We start from the raw sequence: 16,999 nt of genomic DNA, 5'->3' as shown, positions 1-16,999 counted from the left end.
CTCAAACCCCCGCGTGAGCCCACCTCAAACCCCCGCGTGAGCCCACCTCAAACCCCCGCGAGTGACCGTGTTTGTGCGCCGACACGCCGCGTTTGGCCGTACAAGAGAGGTCGCTCGCGGGGGTTGAGTGGCCGCGCGACGGCTCGAGTCCCGCGACGGCTCGAGTACCCACCCGTCAGGAGCGACGGTTCGCCGTGCCGCCGTCGTCGGCGAGGCTGGCGATCTCGCGGTCCCACGCCGCATACCGAATCCGCCGCAGGCACGGCCGGACGCCGACGACGAACATCGCGGCCACCGCCGTCACCGCGAGCCAGAACGACATCGCCGCGACCGCCGCGTCGACCCCGGCTCGCCACCACGGATCCAGCGGCTGCGCGCGACGACCGTCCGGATGGACCGAGACGGCAATGGTCTGCCCAGCTTTGACGGGCCGGTCCCACCGGAAACGCTCGGTGTGCTGAACACCCGCAAACCGCCAATTCGCCTGTACCACGGAGACATCGGTGCCTCGAAGCGTCGCGCTCGTCGCGGTGACGGTGGCAGTCACCGGGTACCGGTGCTGGGCTTCTGCGACATACGCGCGGCCACGTTCCTCGTGGATGGCCGTCGCCATCGCCCCGGCGACCGGTATGGCGATCAGCGAGGCCGTCACCGCCATCATCATCACGAAGGTCTCGACGCGATCGCTCATGCGCACGAGCGGATTTCGACCGAGCGCGTGGATCATCCGCCAGTGCCACCACCCGCGCTGGACCGTCTGCATGGCGCCTCCCTCGGTCGTCCGAGGAATTGACCGAGACCGCCCATCCAAACCTCCTTCCACCCCCTTCGCGAGCGTGCGCGTCGGCACCCGACACGCCGCGAAAAATCAGCACTTTGCGCACGCTCGCGCCGCACGAACGACAGGCAACATCCGTCACCGACAGCAACCTGTCCCACCCACCCCGAAAACAGCAGCACAAGCACAACCAGGGCAGGCCCGCGGCCGCCCGCCGAGAACGGCGAAGAATATTCAGAGATTCTGGCAAACATGATGTAACTTCAATCGACACACGATGCGGGGTTGGCCGCTGTCGAGGGGTTAATAAAGACGGTGGACGCGACACCATTCGGGCACTACCAGCTGCAGGAACTGATCGGCCGCGGCGGTATGGGCGAGGTCTACCGCGCCTACGACACCAAGACCGACCGCATCGTCGCGCTGAAGGTGTTGCCGCCGAGCATGGCCGCCGACGAGATCTTCCAACAGCGCTTCCGGCGCGAGTCCCAGGCCGCCGCCGGGCTCAACGACCCGCACGTCGTGCCCATTCACGGGTTCGGCGAGATCGACGGCCGCCTCTACCTCGACATGCGCCTCATCGAGGGCCGCAACCTGGGCGCCATCCTCAGCGACGCCGGTAAACGCCCGCTCGACACCACGCTCGCGGTCAAGATCGCCGAACAGGTGGCGACGGCTCTCGACGCCGCCCATGCCCGCGGCCTGATCCACCGCGACATCAAGCCGTCGAACATTCTGGTCACCGAACGCCAATTCGTGTACCTCATCGACTTCGGCTTGGCGCGCAGCGCAGGCGAGAAGGGCCTGACCACCGCGGGCAGCACACTCGGGACGATGGCGTACATGGCCCCCGAACGCTTCGAGGGCAAACCGGTCGACCAGACCGCCGACATCTATGCACTGGCCTGCGTGCTCTACGAGTGCCTGACCGGCGTGCGCCCGTATCCCGCCGACAGCCTCGAGCAGCAGATCGCCGGCCACATGAGCAAGGACGTGCCGAAGCCGTCGGCGGTCGATCCGCGATTGGCGGCCTTCGACGAAGTCATCGCCAAGGGGATGGCCAAGACGCCTGCCAAGCGCTACCAGAAGGCCGGCGACCTGGCCGACGCCGCACGCCGTGCGCTCACCGCACCGGTACGCACCGCAGGCAGCGGCAGGCACCAGGCGCGACGGGCACCGGCAACGGCACGTGCCCGACGGGTGCCACGCCGGGCGCTGGCCATGGCGGCGTCGGTCATGCTGGTCGCGGCGCTTGGCACCTTCGGCGTATTGCAGTGGCGCGGCGACGGCAGCGCCAGACCGGCCAGCGTCGAAGAGACCACGACGCCGCCGCCCGCCGCTGAAGGCGCGGTGGCATCGATCGCGGCGACGGTGCCCGCGGACATCCGGTCGACGGGCAAGCTCGTCATCGGTGTCAACACCCCTTATGCGCCAAACGAATTCAAAGATGCCGACGGTCAGATCGTCGGCTTCGACGTCGATCTGATGAACGCGATCGCGCGAACGCTGGGTCTGGTTCCCGAATACCGCGAGACCGCGTTCGAGGCCATCCTGCCGTCGGTGCGGGCCGGTGACTTCAATGTCGGCATGTCATCGGTCACCGATACGAAGGAGCGCGAGGAGTCGGTCGACTTCGTCACCTACTTCCAGGCGGGCACGCTGTGGGCGCAGCGGACCGGGTCCGGGTTCACCCCGGCCGACGCATGCGGGCTGCGTATCGGCGTGGCATACGCGACGCTTCAGGAGACCGAGGAGATTCCGGCGAAGAGCAAGGAGTGTGTGGCCGCCGGATCGGCGCCCATCGACGAAGTCGTCTACGTGACGCAGGACGACCTGACCAAGGCGCTGATCAACGGTGAGGTCGACGTCATGGCCACGGATTCACCGGTCGCGGGGTTCGCGATCAAGACCTCGGGCGGTGCGCTGGAGGCCGCAGGGGACGTCTTCAACTCCGCGCCCTACGGCTGGCCGGTGGCCAAGGAGTCCGGGCTGGCCGAGTCGCTGCGCCAGGCGTTGGCGCATCTGATCTCCACCGGCGAGTACCGCACCATCGCCCTGATGTGGGGCGTGGAGAAGGGCATGATCTCCACGCCGCAGATCAACGGCGCGACCCGTTGATCACACGCTTCTGGGTACGGGTGTAACCTGAAGGCAGCCGTCTCCGGTTAGCAGCCATCTTTTCCACGCGATGGAACTGCGCTTTGACACCGCGCGCCACTTTCGGCATCGGCCGCAGCGGAACGTAACGAAGGACTTGCTACATGCAGTCGAACGACCTGTTTTCACACCCTCAGCAGCCCGAGTACGTCTCGAGCGAAGACCACTCCAACGAACCCGTGACCAATCCGGTGTTCTCCGACCGCCCCGAACGCGGTCCGTCCACACCCTCGGCATGAACGGCCTCACGGGGACGCGGCGGCTGGCCCGACCCGTCCGCCTCGTGCTCGCACCACAACTCGGCTCCGACATCGACGGTGCCTGGTGGCCCCACACCGGCTCGGTAGCCGGTGAACTGCCCGAGCTGATCGAAACCCTGCACAAGACGCTGGGTGAGATCATCGACATCCGGGTCAACTGGGCGGCCACCGAAGGCACGCTGGACTACAACTCGATCCTGTCGAGCACCCGCACCAAGAATCCCGCCCCGCGCCGACCGCATCGGCTGATGGTGGTCGCCGGACGTTCTGCGTCGGTGAAACTGCTTGTGATACCGCATATGACGACGCCCGCGCTCGGTGCGATGGTCATGCGGTGCGCGGTCGGTAAATCGAACGACTGCACACCGGAATGCGCGCAGTGGAGCGACGCCGCCGACACGGTCATCCGGGATGCTCAGTCCGACAGCGTGGCCTGGACGGCCCGGGCATAACTTTCAGCGCACGACGATCGTGTGCTCGCCACGCGGCACCAGTTCGCCGATCACGGGTGCGCCCGGAATCTCTCCGGCGATCAGCAGACCACCTGAGGTCTGCGCGTCGGCCAGCAACAGCGCCTCGTCTTCGTCAACGACGGTCAGGTCGACGTGCGGCGCCACCCAGCCCAGGTTGCGCCGAGTTCCGCCGCTGACGTAGCCCTGCGCCAACGCCTCTCGCGCACCGTCGATATAAGGCACCGCCGCGCTGTCGATCACCGCGGTGACACCGCTGGCGCGCGCGAGCTTGTGCAGGTGTCCGAGTAGCCCGAAACCCGTTATGTCGGTGGCGCATTCGACACCGGCGTCGACGGCGGCCTGCGCGGCATCGGCGTTCAACGTGGTCATCACCGCGATCGCCTCCGGGAACGTCTCGCCGGTGTTCTTGTGCCGGCTGTTGAGCACCCCGACACCGAGCGGCTTGGTCAACGACAGTGGCACACCTGGTTTGCCTGCGTCGTTGCGCAGCAACCGATTCGGATCGGCAACACCGGTGACGGCCAACCCGTACTTCGGTTCCGGGTCGTCGACGCTGTGCCCGCCGGCCAAGTGGCAGCCCGCAGCGCCGCACACGTCCAGTCCGCCGCGCAACACCTCGCTGACCAACTCGAACGGCAGCACCTCACGCGGCCAGCCCAGCAGATTCACCGCGACGACGGGCCGTCCGCCCATCGCGTACACATCCGACAACGCATTGGTGGCGGCGATACGGCCCCAGTCGTACGGGTCGTCGACCACCGGGGTGAAGAAGTCCGTCGTCGCGATCAACGCAACCCCCCCGCCTGAGCCGCCGTCGATGCGCACCGCCGCCGCGTCGTCACCGTCGTCGAGGCCCACCAGCAGCTCGCCGACCGGATTGCGCGGCGCCGCGCCGGTCAGGCCCCGAACGACGTCTTCGAGCTCGCCGGGTGGGATCTTGCACGCGCATCCGCCGCCGTGGGCGTACTGGGTCAGTCGGTAGGTCATCTGCTCGGTCACAGCCTCCATGCTGCCTGGCATGATCGGGCGGTGGGTCAGGGAGGCGTATCCGGTCTGGTGACCGGCGCGGTCTTCAAAATCGCTGAGCGGCAGATCCTGTCGCTGGCGGGTTCGATTCCCGTCCGCCTCCGCCACCCCTTCCGGTGATCAGCCGTCCCACACGACCAGGCCGTCGTCGCGAATCCGGGCCCCATCCGACGGCTCGTGCGGCACCAGCCGGCCGTCGTGCATCAGGTGCATGACCGGCACCGAGAACCGCAACACCGCGACGTCGGCGACGATCCGGCGGTGGCACCGCCACCACACCGACTCGCTGCACATCATCGCGGTGTGTTGTCGCTGCGACTGCTCCACGAGCTCGCCGATGGCGTCGTCGAACTCCTCGGTGCGCGTGTACGCGGCGTAGGCGGCGAACTGCTTGACCCGCCACCACGGATCCTCGGGTTCCGAACCCGCCGGCAGGCTTCTGCGTCCGCCCAGTCGCTGCTCCCAGCGGTATGCCAACCCGGCTTCTTCGGCCCACTCGGTGATCGCGGCCATCGCGACGTCGGGGTTATGCCGGCTGTTCGGATAGCGGCGGATGTCGATGAGCGCCTCGACCTCGGCTTCGCGCAGCAGCCGCGCGAGCTCTGACTTATCGAGCGCACCGTGCCCCACCGAGGTCAACATGCCATCGGTGTACCCGATCGACGCGGTTGCGCCATGATGGCTTCATGCGATTTGTGCACGTTTTGTTGCGCTGGGCGCGCCTGAAGGTGCACAAATCGCAGGGGGTGACCCGGTGACCGATCCGCGACGACGGGTGCCGCGCACCGACGCGCTGCTCGCCGATCCACGCCTGGTCGAGGCATCGCGGGTGCTGGGCCGGACACTGGTGAAAACCGTTGTGGGACAATCGCAACAACGTGCGCGGTCCGGTGAGATCGAGCCGGAACGGGTCGCCGATGACGCGGTCGCATCGCTGCCGAAAAGCGCGGCCACCCTGCGCCCGGTCATCAACGCCACCGGGGTCGTCGTGCACACCAACCTGGGTCGGGCCCCCCTGTCGAAAGCAGCGGTCGACGCGGTCGTCACCGCGAGCGGCGCCACCGACGTGGAGTTCGACCTCGAAACCGGACGCCGGGCCCGCCGCGGACGCGGCGCGCTCGCCGCAATGGCAAGTGCGGTTCCGACGGCCAGCGGCGTACACGTCGTCAACAACAACGCCGCCGCGCTGCTGCTCACCGCGATGACGCTGGCACCCGGTAAGGAGATCGTCGTCAGCCGCGGCGAACTGATCGAGATCGGCGACGGCTTCCGCCTGCCCGAGCTGATGGAGTCCACGGGCTCGCGCATCCGCGAGGTCGGCACCACCAACCGCACCCACCTGCGCGATTACGCCGACGCGCTCGGCCCAGACACCGGTTTCATCCTCAAGGTGCACCCGTCGAACTACTCGGTCACGGGATTCACCTCGACGGTCGGCGTGCCGGAGCTCGCCTCCCTCGGCGTTCCCCTCGTTGCCGACATCGGCTCCGGTCTCCTCACTCCGCATCCGCTGCTGCCCGATGAGCCCGACGCGACCACGATGCTGCGCGACGGCGCCGACGTCGTCACCGCCAGCGGGGACAAGCTGCTCGGCGGGCCCCAAGCCGGTCTGCTGTTCGGCTCGGCGGAGCTCATCGAGCGGCTGCGCCGCCATCCCGCCGCGCGGGCGCTGCGCGTCGACAAGCTGACCCTGGCCGCGCTGGAGGCCACGCTGGTCGGCCCGCCGCCGCCGGTCATGCAGGCGCTCGACGCCGAGGTCGCCGACTTGCGGGCCCGCGCGCAGGCCCTGGCCGCCCAGCTCCCGGGAGCCGAAGCCGTCGACTGCACCGCCGCGGTCGGCGGTGGTGGCGCGCCCGACGTCGCGCTGCCGAGCGCTGCGGTCAGCCTGCCGGAGGACTATGCCGCGCCGCTGCGCACCGGCACACCCGCGGTCGTCGGACGGCTGGAGGGCGGCCGGTGCCTGCTGGACCTGCGCACGGTGGCCCCCGGTGACGACGGCCTGCTCGTCCAGGCGGTGCTGGCGTGTACGTCGTAGCGACCGCGGGCCACGTCGACCACGGCAAGTCCACGCTCGTCGAACGCCTCACCGGCATGTGGCCGGACCGGCTCGCCGAGGAGCAGCGACGCGGCCTGACCATCGATCTCGGCTTCGCGTGGACCACGCTCGACGGGCGTGAGGTCGCGTTCGTCGACGTGCCGGGCCACGAACGGTTCGTCGCGAACATGCTCGCCGGCGTGGGCCCCGTCCCCGCCGTCATGTTCGTCGTCGCCGCGACGGAAGGCTGGATGCCGCAGTCCGACGAACACCTCGACGCGCTGAAGGCGCTTGAGGTTCGGCACCTGCTCGTCGTGATCAGCAAGGGCGACCTCGCCGACCCCGCGCACGCGATCGGACAGGTCCGCGAGCGACTGCCCGACGTTCCGGTGGTGCTCGGCACGGATCTGGAAGCCATTCGCAGCGCGGTGATTTCGCTTGTCGACGCGCTGCCTGCGCCCGATTGCGACGCCGACGTGCGGCTGTGGGTCGACCGGTCGTTCACCGTCCGAGGCGCGGGCACGGTGGTGACGGGGACGCTGGCGGGGGGCACCTTGCGTGTCGGCGACGAGCTCGAGCACGCGGGACGACGGCTGACGATCCGCGGTCTGCAGTCGCTCGGCGAAGACCAGCGGGAGGTCGGCGCCATCGCGCGGGTCGCGGTGAATGTGCGCGGTGTCGACCGCAGGCACATCGGTCGCGGCGACACCATCCGCACGCCAGGTGCATGGCTGGACACCGCCGAAATCGACGTTCTGTTAAGGGAACCCGGCGAACTGCATCGGCAACTCGTGCTCCACATCGGTTCGGCCGCGGTGCCGGTGCGCGTACGATCGCTCGGCGCGGCCGGGGCACGGCTTCGGCTGACGCATCCGCTTCCGCTGCGGGTCGGTGACATCGGCTTGTTGCGTGACCCCGGCGAACACCGCATCGCCGCGGGCGTCGAGGTGCTCGACGTGCGGCCGCCCGCGCTGCGGCGTCGCGGTGCGGCACGCGAGCGCGGTGAGGAACTGGCAACCGGGCAGGTGCGTCCGCCACCGTGTATCCGCGTAACCGAGTTGCACGCCATGGGTTTTGACGCTGACGGCACCCGCATCGGGGAGTGGATGGTCGACGACGACTGGTGGGCGCAGCGTCGCCACCAGATGACGGCTGCGCTCAACGACTGGACAGCCGGTCACGACATCGCGGCGGGAATGCCGCTGGAAGCCTTACGCCAGCAGGCCGGTGTGCCCGCCGCCGAACTCCTGCTCGCGCTGTTGGAGGGCACCGGACTTCAGGTGGCCGACGGGGTGGTGCGACGCCCTGATGCGGAGCTGCCCGCACGCGTCGACAAGGCCGTGCGAACGGTCGAGGAGTGGTTGGCGGTCGAGCCGTTTCACGCACCGGAGGCCGACGAACTCGCCGACCTGAACCTGGGACCGCGCGAACTCGCGGCGGCGATCCGCGCCGGACGGCTCACCCGGATCGCCGACGGCGTCGTCCTCGGTCCCGAGGCCGTCGACCGCGCCGCAAAGATCCTCGCGGCGCTGCCGCAACCGTTCACCGTCGCCGAGGCCAAGCGCGCGCTGAACACCACCCGGCGGGTCGCGGTGCCGTTGCTCGAACTCCTCGACGCGCGAAAGGTGACCCGCCGTGGCGGCGACGGCACCCGAACGCTTCTTCCGCAGGAGCGGCTCAACGCCCAAGCTTCATTAGCTCCACAGCCTCGTTAGCTCCCAGCCTCATTAGCTCCCAGCCTCATTAGCTCCACCAGCCTCACTGGCTCTACCAGTCCCACTGGTTTCTGGTGGGTTCCGCATCGCAAGTGCCCGCCTCAGAGCGAATTATTCGCTCCGAGCGAATAATTCGCTGATAGCTGGGCAGTGTCGAAGCGCTGTCTGCTGGAGCCGGGCGGCGTCGAGGGGCTGTCTGCTGGGACCTGCCGAGGGCGACTATGACTGGCTTACGCGAGGACTGGCTTACGCGGCCGTCCGCCCGTTTCGTACCTGACTGAGCGCTCGTCCCGTCACAATCCCAGGTCGCTCAGTCCCGGGTGGTCGGCCGGCCGCGGGCCGGAGCGGTCCCAGTGGAACAACCGTTGCTGGTCGGTGATCGCGACATCGTTGATGCTCGCGTGGCGCGTCTTCATCAGCCCGTCGGCGGCGAACTCCCAGTTCTCGTTGCCGTACGCCCGGAACCACCGGCCCCCGGCATCGTGATATTCGTAGGCGAACCGGACGGCGATGCGCTCGTCGCCGTACGCCCACAGTTCCTTGATCAGTCGATACTCGAGTTCTTGCTCCCACTTGCCGGTCAGGAACTCGATGATCTCTTCGCGGCCCTGAAGAAAGGTCGACCGGTTGCGCCACCGGCTGTCCAGCGTATAACCCTGCGCGACGCGCACGGGGTCGCGAGTGTTCCAATTATCCTCTGCAGCACGGATTTTTGCGACGGCGGTGTCGTGGGTGAACGGTGGTACCAACGGCGGTGTGCTCATCCGGTGTCCTTCTCCGTGTATTGAAACGGGTTCACGTACAAACCGTACGCTCGGCGTGCACAATCCGACGCGCGGCTAGCGTTCCGCCTTGATCACCTGCGCCAAACTGAACTGCCACCGCTCGATCAACCGGAAACCCATATCGTGGCTGACCGCGAACGCCCACGTCCCGCCGAAAAGAGGACCGGGTGGAATCGCCACCCCCTCTTCATGTTCGGGGGCGTCGGGATCGGCCTGCGTGATGATCCAGACGACGCCGCAGTGCTCGAGCGGTCCGACCGAGGCCTCGGGGATCAGGTTGGTGTCGAACACGTGGCGGCGGTCGGCGGCGCGCTGCCACAGGCTGACGTCGACCAGGCCGGCGTAGGCGTCGGGGCGCGCGGCCATCAACGGTCGCATCGGCGCGGGATGGAAGGTGACGGTGTCGTTGACCAGCAAGCAATCACCCGCAGCGGCCTCCGCGGAGATCAGGTCGGCTACCGGGCTGTAGTCCATGTGGTATTTCGCGTACGGACCACGTTGCACGGCAATGAAAGTGGGCGCCGCGACCAAGGCGAAAACCACCACGACCGCCGCTGCCACCCACGCGGAGCGCGCCACCGCCATGATGCAGACGCCCAGCAGCAGCGCCATGGCCGGTGCAGTGAAGCACAGATATCGGGGGGTGTAGAGCGGTTCGCGCACCGCCGAGTACGCGACGATCAACGCCGTCGGGATCACCAACCACGCGACGGCCAACACGACGGCTTCCCGCTCTTCGGCACTCGGGCGCCTCGCGAAGACCCACACCCCGATCGCCGCGAGTACCACGACCAACGACAGCGTCGCGAAGTACGGGTTGCGGTCGAAATACTGTTGTACGGCAATGTCTTCGAACGTGCGCGAGCCGATCGGCGTGATCCAGCTGATCTGCTGGGCCTGTCCGGCGACCACGGCGACAAACGGCGTCATCACCGCGACGCTCAGACCCGATGTGATCGCAAACGGCAGCACCGCCGCCCGGCGCCGCCGAAACGCCAGCACGAACACCGCGTGCGCGGGGACCAGCAACGCCAAATAGACGTCGAACAGGATCGACACCGCCAGCAGGCCGCCGTAAACCCCCCAGACCCAACGGGATTCGCGTCCGGCGGCCCACACCAGCGCCACGGCCAGCCAGACCGCCAGCATCATCGTCAGCGCATACGGGCGCGCTTCTATACCCGCCCACGTCGCCCGGGGCAGGATCGCGCACATGACGCCGGCCGTGAGCCCGACCGCCCGCGACGACAGCTGCCGACCCAGCACCACCACCCCAGCCGCGGCGGCCCCGACGGCCAGGCCGCTGGGCACCCGGGACCAGAACTCGGTCGGCGGCACGATGGTGAACCAGCCGTGCATCAGCACGTAGTACAAGCCGTGTACGGCGTCGACGTCGCCGAGCATCTGCCACAGCGCAGACAGCGGCCGACTGTAGGACGCAGAGATCGTTGCGGCCTCGTCGTACCAGAACGACGGTCGTCCGGCGCCCGCGAGGCTCACCGCGGCACCGAGAATGCCGACGAGCAGCGGTTCCAGCCACGTGAGCCGACCGCGGGCGGCGACGTCTACCAGACGCGGATCCAGTCGATGAGCATGGCCGACGGGTATGGCGCCCGGCGCGGATCCCCGCCGCCCGAACCACCGACCGCCAGGTTGAAGATGGCCTGCAGCCAGTAGCCGGGGATACCGAATGGCCACCGCAGGTCGCCTGGTCGGCCGTGGACGGGGATTGGTTTGGCCGGAACGGTGAAGTACGGCTCGGCGCCGTCGACGTAGTCACGCCAGAAGCGGAAACCGTCCTCACTCCACTCGGTTCGCCAGGTGTGCCACGCGGGATCCACCAGCTGGGGGATAGACATGCCTTCCCACGTCTTGCCGTTGGAGGCGGCGTGCACGGTGGTCCCGGGCGGCCAGGACTCGTTGCCGTAGTACTCGACGATGTCGACCTCGCCGTCGGGCAGCGGGTCCTGGTTCAGCAACCAGTAGGCGGGCCACAGACCGGGGTGCATGCAGTCGAACTTGATCCGCGCTTCCCAGGTGGTGCCGATCTGGCCGCGGAAGTGGCTGAGCACCTTGCCGCTGAAGTACTGGTCGCCTTCCTGGGTGGCGCACAGCACGAGGTTGGAGTTGCCGTCGATGAACACGTTGCGGCGGTCGTCGCGGTAGTGGCCCGCGATCGGCGGGTTCACCGGATCGTCCCAGCTCTGGATGATCCACTTCGAGCGGTCGGGCGCCGATCCGGCCGGACCGTCGAATTCGTCGTGGAAGAGGTACGCGCCGGCCACCGCGTCCGGTGGTGGCTGTGACGGCGGAGAAGGCCGAACCGGCGAGGCGTTGGCCAGCGGCGATTGGATTGCGGCCGCGCCAAAGGCGGCGGCTCCGGTCATCATCATCAGGGTGCGACGGTCGATTTCGGCCACAGCAGCACCATAGAGGGTGCAAACCATGATCGGGTCGGGTTCCGACCACCGTGGCTCCCACAGCAGCCATCCGACGACGATGGCCGTTCGCGCCGCACCCCGTGTGACTAGGCACAACGCCGAGATACGCCCGGTACGTAGCAACCGCAGTCCGCGCGCGGTTTGATGGGAGCAACGTCGGGTAAGGAGCCTTCGAGGCCTGAAGGAGGCGCAGTGGACATCAAGGGGTTGTTCCAGTCGTGGCCGGTGTACCGGCAGCTCACGGGCCAGGACCCGTTGGGGCGCGGCCACGCCGCCCAGTCGAAGCGCTCGAGCGAGTTGACCCCGCGCACCGTCGAAGCCGACCGGGTCGCGCACTCCGTTTGTCCGTACTGCGCGGTGGGGTGCGCACAGAAGGTCTACGTCAAGGACGAGAAGGTCATCCAGATCGAGGGCAACCCCGACAGTCCCGTTTCACGAGGCCGCCTGTGCCCCAAGGGATCTGCGAGCAAGCAGCTCGTCACCGGCCCGCAGCGGCTGACTAAGGTGCGCTACCGCCCGCCGTACGCCACCGAGTGGCAGGAGATCGACCTCGACACGGCCATGGAGATGGTCGCGGACCGGGTGCTCGACGCGCGGGACAAGGGGTGGCAGCAGTTCGACGCCGACCGCAACACGCTGCGCCGGACCATGGGCATCGCGAGCCTCGGCGGCGCGACGCTGGACAACGAAGAGAACTACCTGATCAAGAAGCTGTTCACCGCCTTGGGCGCGTTACAGATCGAGAACCAGGCGCGTATTTGACACAGCGCCACGGTTCCCGGTCTGGGAGCCTCCTTCGGTCGCGGCGGGGCGACGGACTACCAGCAGGACCTCGCCAACTCGGACTTCATCGTGATCATGGGTTCGAACATGGCCGAAGCCCATCCGGTCGGGTTCCAGTGGGTGGTCGAGGCCAAGTTGCGCGGCGCCAAGGTCGTGCACATCGACCCGCGGTTCACCCGCACCAGCGCGCTGGCCGACCGGCACCTCACGCTGCGGGCGGGCAGTGACATTGCCTTCCTCGGCGGGGTCATCAACTACATCCTGAGCAACGACCTCGACTTCCGCGAGTACGTCACCGCCTACACCAACGCCTCGTTCCTCGTCGACGAGCGGTTCCAGGACGCCGAGGACCTCAACGGGTTGTTCTCCGGCTACGACGACGAATCCGCCTCCTACGACCCGTCGACGTGGCAGTACCAGCGGACCGATCGCGAAGGCGGCGGGTCCGGAGCCAAGGAGCAGGCCGCGCCGGACCAGCAGGGGTCCGGTGGCGCACCCATCGACGACACCGCGCACCGGATCCCCAGCGATCCGACGCTGCAGCACCCCCGCTGCGTCTTCCAGATCCTCAAACGGCACTACGCCCGCTACACCCCGGAGATGGTGGAACGCGTCTGCGGTGTGCCCGCAGAGGATTTCCTCGACGTTGCGCGGGCGTGGGCCGAGAACTCCGGCCGCGAGCGCACTGCCGCGCTGGTGTACAGCGTCGGGTGGACCCAGCACACCCTGGGAGCGCAGTTCATCCGCGCCGGGTCGATCATCCAACTGCTGTTGGGCAACATCGGCCGGCCCGGCGGCGGAGTGTTCGCACTCCGCGGGCACGCCAGTATCCAGGGCTCGACCGACGTGCCGACGCTGTTCAACCTGCTGCCCGGCTACCTCGCGATGCCGCACGCCGGCCAAGAGACGCTCTCGCAGTACGTCGACGACATCCGCGGCGACCACCAGAAAGGCTTCTGGCACAACGCCGATACCTACATGGTGTCGCTGCTCAAGGAGTACTGGGGAGAAAACGCCACCGCCGACAACGACTTCTGCTTCGACTATCTGCCCCGCATCAACGGCGACCACGGCACCTACCGCACGGTGATGGACATGGTCGACGGCAACGTGTTCGGGTACTTCCTGCTGGGACAGAACCCCGCGGTCGGGTCTGCGCACGGCCGATTGCAGCGCCTCGGCATGGCCAACCTGGACTGGCTGGTGGTGCGCGACCTCGTCGAAATCGAAAGCGCGACATTCTGGCAGAACGCGCCGGAGATCGAGACCGGCGAGATCGACCCGCAGACCTGCCGCACCGAGGTGTTCCTGTTCCCCGCGGCTTCGCACGTCGAGAAGTCCGGCACGTTCACCCAGACGCAGCGCAAGCTGCAGTGGCGCGAACAAGCGGTCGAACCGTCCGGCGACGCCCGCTCCGAGCTGTGGTTCTTCTACCACCTGGGCCGGATTCTGCGCGAAAAGCTCGCCGGCTCAACCGATGAGCGGGACCGGCCGGTGCTGGACCTGTCGTGGGACTACAAGCTGGACGGTGACGAGCCGTCAGCCGACGACGTGCTCCGGCGCATCAGCGGCGTGGATCTGACGACCGATCGCGCCGTCGACGGCTATACCTCGCTGAAGTCCGACGGTTCCACGATGTGTGGCTGTTGGATCTACAGCGGCGTGTACGCCGACGAGGTCAACCAGGCAGCGCGGCGCGAGCCCCACGACGACTCCCAATGGGGTTGGGCGTGGCCGATGAACCGCCGCGTGCTCTACAACCGCGCGTCGGCCGACCCGCAGGGCAGGCCGTGGAGCGAGCGCAAGAAGCTCATCTGGTGGGACGCCGATAAGGGGGAGTGGACGGGTTTCGACGTCCCGGACTTCGAGACGACTAAACCGCCCGACTACGAACCACCTTCGGACGCAGTCGGTGTCGAGGCGCTGCGCGGCGACGACGCGTTCGTCATGCAGGCCGACGGCAAGGGATGGCTGTTCGCGCCCAACGGGGTGCTCGACGGACCGCTGCCGACGCACTACGAACCGCACGAGTCGCCGATGGCCAATGCCCTCTACATGCAGCAGGGAAACCCGGCGCGCAAGGTGTACGGGCGAGCGGACAACCCGTCGAACCCGTCACCGCCGGAGTTGCACGGCGAGGTGTTCCCGTTCGTCTTCACCGCCGCACGGTTGACCGAACACCACACGGCGGGCGGGATGAGCCGCCAGTTGCCGTATCTCAGCGAGCTGCAGCCCGGTCTGTTCGTCGAGGTGTCACCCGAGCTGGCGGCCGAACGCGGTCTGACGCATATGGAATGGGCGCACGTGGTGACCAGCCGCTCGGCGGTGGACGCGCGGGTGTTCGTGACCGACCGGATGCGGCCGTTGCGCGTTGAGGACCGGGTTGTGCACCAGGTCTGGATGCCTTATCACTGGGGCAGTGTCGGTTTGATCGACGGCGACGTGGTCAACGACCTGCTCGGCGTGGTGGCCGATCCGAACGTGTTCATCCAGGAGAGCAAGGTCGCGACGTGTGACATCCAGCCCGGGCGGCGGCCGCGGGGTCCTGCGCTGCTGCAGTACATCGCGATGTACCGCGAGCGTGCCCGGATCACCCCCGAGACCGGTACCAACCTGGACACCACCGGGCCGTCGGAAGACCACACCGAGGAGCAGTCATGAGCCACAACAGCTTCTACGGACCTCTCGACGACGTCGCCGCCGACGCGGGCTACGACGAACATCCGCCGCGGATGGGCTTTTTCACCGACACTTCGGTGTGCATCGGCTGCAAGGCGTGCGAGGTCGCGTGCAAGGAGTGGAACGAGGTACCCGACAGCGGTTACAACCTTCTTGGCATGTCGTTCGACAACACCGGTGAGCTGGGCGCCAATTCGTGGCGGCATGTCGCGTTCATCGAGCAACCGTCACAGGAACGCGTGGACCTCGGGATCCCCGGTTTCGAGCGCCCCGGCGACACGATGAGCCCCGAGACCCGCCAGGACTTCCGATGGTTGATGAGCAGCGACGTCTGTAAGCACTGCACCCACGCCGGGTGTCTCGATGTGTGCCCGACAGGCGCGCTGTTCCGCACTGAGTTCGCGACTGTCGTTGTGCAGCAGGACATCTGCAACGGGTGCGGTTACTGTGTGTCCGGCTGCCCGTACGGGGTTATCGAGCGGCGCGAGGGTGACGGCAGGGCATGGAAGTGCACGCTGTGCTACGACCGTCTGCGTGACGGGCTGGAGCCCGCCTGCGCGAAGGCGTGTCCGACGGACTCCATTCAGTTCGGGGTGCTCGATGAGCTGCGGGAGCGAGCCGCCCTGCGTGTCAACGAGTTACACGAGCGGGGCGTTACCGAGGCTCGGCTGTACGGCGAGGATCCCAACGACGGTGTCGGCGGTGACGGCGCGTTCTTCCTGCTGCTCGACGAGCCCGAGGTGTACGGGCTGCCGCCGGATCCCGTGGTGCCGACACGCGACATGGGCGCGATGTGGCGTTACGCGGGGATGGCGGCGTCGGCGATGATCGGCATCGCCGTGTCCTCGTTCTTCGGAAGTCGCAACTGATGCCCCGCGAACAACTCGCCGTGCCGAAGGCCGAATTCCGCTCCTACTACGGCAAGCAGATCCTCAAGACCCCGGTGTGGGACTGGAGGATCGCGGCCTACCTATTCTGCGGCGGGCTGTCCGGCGGCTCGGCGATGCTCGCAGCGGGCGCGGACCTGACGGGGCGGACCGAGCTGCGCAAGGTCACCCGAATCGGTTCGCTGGTCAGCATTTTGGCGAGCCTGTACTTCCTGATCGCCGACCTCGGGCGGCCGGAGCGGTTCCACCACATGCTGCGGGTGGCCAAGCCGAGCTCGCCGATGAGCATGGGCACCTGGATCCTGTCGGCGTACGGTCCGGGGTCGGGCGTGATCGCCGTGGCCGAGCTGATGCCGCGTCGGCTGCGCAAGACCGCGTTGGGCCGGCTGGTGGAGCGGGCGGCGCGACCGGCCGGGCTGTGGGCGGCGGGAACAGCGTCGGGAGTGGCGTCGTACACGGCAGTTCTGTTGTCGCAGACGGCGGTTCCGGCGTGGCGGGAGGCGCACCCGTATCTGCCGTTCGTGTTCACGGGTTCGGCGGCGGCCAGTGGCGCCGGGCTGGGGATGTTGTTGGCGCCCTACGACGAGACCGGTCCGGCGCGGCGCATGGCTGTACTGGGCGCGGGTATGGAGGTGGCGGCGTCGCGGCTGATGGAACGGCGGATGGGCGTCGAGGGCGAGGCGTACACCACGGGACGACCGCACCGGTTGCGTCAGGCATCGGAGGTGCTGACCGTGGGAGGAGCCGTCGGTGCTCTGCTCGGGCGTAACCGGGCGACGATGGTCGCGTCGGGAGCGGCGCTGCTGGTGGGCAGTGCGCTGCAGCGGTTCGGGGTGTTCGAGGCCGGCGTGGCATCGACACGCGACCCGAAGTACGTCGTGGTTCCGCAGCGGGAGCGGGTGGATGCCCGCGATCGCCTACGCACGAGAATGCCCTGAGGGCTTTTCACGACCGACCACGACCCTGAGTGCAATCTCGCC

General features: G+C 67.9%; 14 protein-coding genes and 1 tRNA gene. 9 read left to right on the top strand and 6 right to left on the bottom strand.

Annotated features, from left to right (window positions below):
- Positions 1-175 precede the first annotated feature (175 nt).
- Positions 176-763 (bottom strand): Rv1733c family protein, encoded by a 588-nt coding sequence (locus CEX88_RS17480; protein WP_094294439.1) that lies wholly within the window; start codon positions 761-763, stop codon positions 176-178.
- A 330-nt stretch (positions 764-1,093) separates the two neighbouring features.
- Here CEX88_RS17480 and stpK7 point away from each other — a divergent pair, with 330 nt between their 5' ends.
- The 3 genes from stpK7 to CEX88_RS17470 all read left to right on the top strand — a co-directional run bounded on the left by stpK7 (position 1,094) and on the right by CEX88_RS17470 (position 3,647).
- Entirely contained in the window at positions 1,094-2,896 is a 1,803-nt protein-coding gene (stpK7, locus tag CEX88_RS17475; protein WP_094294438.1) for a serine/threonine protein kinase StpK7, read from the top strand.
- A 143-nt stretch (positions 2,897-3,039) separates the two neighbouring features.
- Positions 3,040-3,174 (top strand): hypothetical protein, encoded by a 135-nt coding sequence (locus tag CEX88_RS26540; RefSeq protein WP_255361605.1) that lies wholly within the window; start codon positions 3,040-3,042, stop codon positions 3,172-3,174.
- On the top strand, positions 3,171-3,647 hold the full coding sequence (locus tag CEX88_RS17470; protein ID WP_094294437.1) for a DUF5994 family protein: 477 nt from the start codon (positions 3,171-3,173) through the stop codon (positions 3,645-3,647). Before CEX88_RS26540 ends, CEX88_RS17470 begins: the two co-directional genes overlap by 4 nt.
- 3 nt (positions 3,648-3,650) lie before the next feature.
- Here the strand turns inward: CEX88_RS17470 and selD are convergent, their stop codons facing one another.
- Positions 3,651-4,655, bottom strand: coding sequence for a selenide, water dikinase SelD (gene selD / locus CEX88_RS17465; RefSeq protein ID WP_094294482.1), 1,005 nt, complete (start codon positions 4,653-4,655; stop codon positions 3,651-3,653).
- A gap of 51 nt (positions 4,656-4,706) precedes the next feature.
- On the opposite strand from selD, the gene CEX88_RS17460 reads away from it, so the two are divergent.
- Positions 4,707-4,801: transfer RNA gene (locus CEX88_RS17460), tRNA-Sec, on the top strand.
- 13 nt (positions 4,802-4,814) lie between these two features.
- Here CEX88_RS17460 and CEX88_RS17455 read toward each other — a convergent pair.
- Positions 4,815-5,336 (bottom strand): DUF488 domain-containing protein, encoded by a 522-nt coding sequence (locus CEX88_RS17455; protein WP_094294436.1) that lies wholly within the window; start codon positions 5,334-5,336, stop codon positions 4,815-4,817.
- A 112-nt stretch (positions 5,337-5,448) separates the two neighbouring features.
- Between CEX88_RS17455 and selA the strand changes: the two genes are divergently transcribed.
- Entirely contained in the window at positions 5,449-6,729 is a 1,281-nt protein-coding gene (selA, locus tag CEX88_RS17450; RefSeq protein WP_094294435.1) for an L-seryl-tRNA(Sec) selenium transferase, read from the top strand.
- Entirely contained in the window at positions 6,717-8,444 is a 1,728-nt protein-coding gene (locus CEX88_RS17445; protein WP_094294434.1) for a selenocysteine-specific translation elongation factor, read from the top strand. The genes selA and CEX88_RS17445 overlap by 13 nt, the downstream gene beginning before the upstream one ends.
- A 293-nt stretch (positions 8,445-8,737) precedes the next feature.
- Here CEX88_RS17445 and CEX88_RS17440 read toward each other — a convergent pair whose 3' ends face one another.
- From CEX88_RS17440 to CEX88_RS17430, 3 genes are all read right to left on the bottom strand, one after another.
- Positions 8,738-9,208 (bottom strand): nuclear transport factor 2 family protein, encoded by a 471-nt coding sequence (locus tag CEX88_RS17440; protein WP_094294433.1) that lies wholly within the window; start codon positions 9,206-9,208, stop codon positions 8,738-8,740.
- Between the two features lie 75 nt (positions 9,209-9,283).
- Positions 9,284-10,801 (bottom strand): glycosyltransferase family 39 protein, encoded by a 1,518-nt coding sequence (locus CEX88_RS17435; protein ID WP_202931549.1) that lies wholly within the window; start codon positions 10,799-10,801, stop codon positions 9,284-9,286.
- Positions 10,795-11,640 (bottom strand): glycoside hydrolase family 16 protein, encoded by an 846-nt coding sequence (locus CEX88_RS17430; RefSeq protein WP_094294480.1) that lies wholly within the window; start codon positions 11,638-11,640, stop codon positions 10,795-10,797. The genes CEX88_RS17435 and CEX88_RS17430 overlap by 7 nt, the downstream gene beginning before the upstream one ends.
- A gap of 222 nt (positions 11,641-11,862) precedes the next feature.
- On the opposite strand from CEX88_RS17430, the gene fdh reads away from it, so the two are divergent.
- From fdh to nrfD, 3 genes are read left to right on the top strand one after another with little or no spacing between them, the layout of a single operon-like run.
- Entirely contained in the window at positions 11,863-15,114 is a 3,252-nt protein-coding gene (gene fdh / locus CEX88_RS17425; protein ID WP_094294432.1) for a formate dehydrogenase, read from the top strand.
- The gene (locus tag CEX88_RS17420; protein WP_094294431.1) at positions 15,111-16,001 is read left to right on the top strand and encodes a 4Fe-4S dicluster domain-containing protein; all 891 of its coding nucleotides are present in this window, start codon (positions 15,111-15,113) and stop codon (positions 15,999-16,001) included. Before fdh ends, CEX88_RS17420 begins: the two co-directional genes overlap by 4 nt.
- The gene (gene nrfD, locus CEX88_RS17415) at positions 16,001-16,957 is read left to right on the top strand and encodes an NrfD/PsrC family molybdoenzyme membrane anchor subunit (RefSeq protein ID WP_094294430.1); all 957 of its coding nucleotides are present in this window, start codon (positions 16,001-16,003) and stop codon (positions 16,955-16,957) included. Before CEX88_RS17420 ends, nrfD begins: the two co-directional genes overlap by 1 nt.
- Positions 16,958-16,999: the final 42 nt, after the last annotated feature.

This window comes from Mycobacterium neumannii, from assembly GCF_002245615.1.
Lineage (GTDB): Bacteria > Actinomycetota > Actinomycetes > Mycobacteriales > Mycobacteriaceae > Mycobacterium > Mycobacterium neumannii_A.
This window is presented reverse-complemented; position numbering and strand designations above follow the sequence as displayed.

Bases quoted from the DNA above. Each gene is read 5' to 3' on its own strand.
- selD (WP_094294482.1), bottom strand. From the start codon at position 4,655: ATGACCTACCGACTGACCCAGTACGCCCACGGCGGCGGATGCGCGTGC.
- CEX88_RS17440 (WP_094294433.1), bottom strand. From the start codon at position 9,208: ATGAGCACACCGCCGTTGGTACCACCGTTCACCCACGACACCGCCGTC.
- CEX88_RS17420 (WP_094294431.1), top strand. From the start codon at position 15,111: ATGAGCCACAACAGCTTCTACGGACCTCTCGACGACGTCGCCGCCGAC.
- CEX88_RS17470 (WP_094294437.1), top strand. From the start codon at position 3,171: ATGAACGGCCTCACGGGGACGCGGCGGCTGGCCCGACCCGTCCGCCTC.
- nrfD (WP_094294430.1), top strand. From the start codon at position 16,001: ATGCCCCGCGAACAACTCGCCGTGCCGAAGGCCGAATTCCGCTCCTAC.
- CEX88_RS26540 (WP_255361605.1), top strand. From the start codon at position 3,040: ATGCAGTCGAACGACCTGTTTTCACACCCTCAGCAGCCCGAGTACGTC.
- CEX88_RS17480 (WP_094294439.1), bottom strand. From the start codon at position 763: ATGCAGACGGTCCAGCGCGGGTGGTGGCACTGGCGGATGATCCACGCG.
- CEX88_RS17455 (WP_094294436.1), bottom strand. From the start codon at position 5,336: ATGTTGACCTCGGTGGGGCACGGTGCGCTCGATAAGTCAGAGCTCGCG.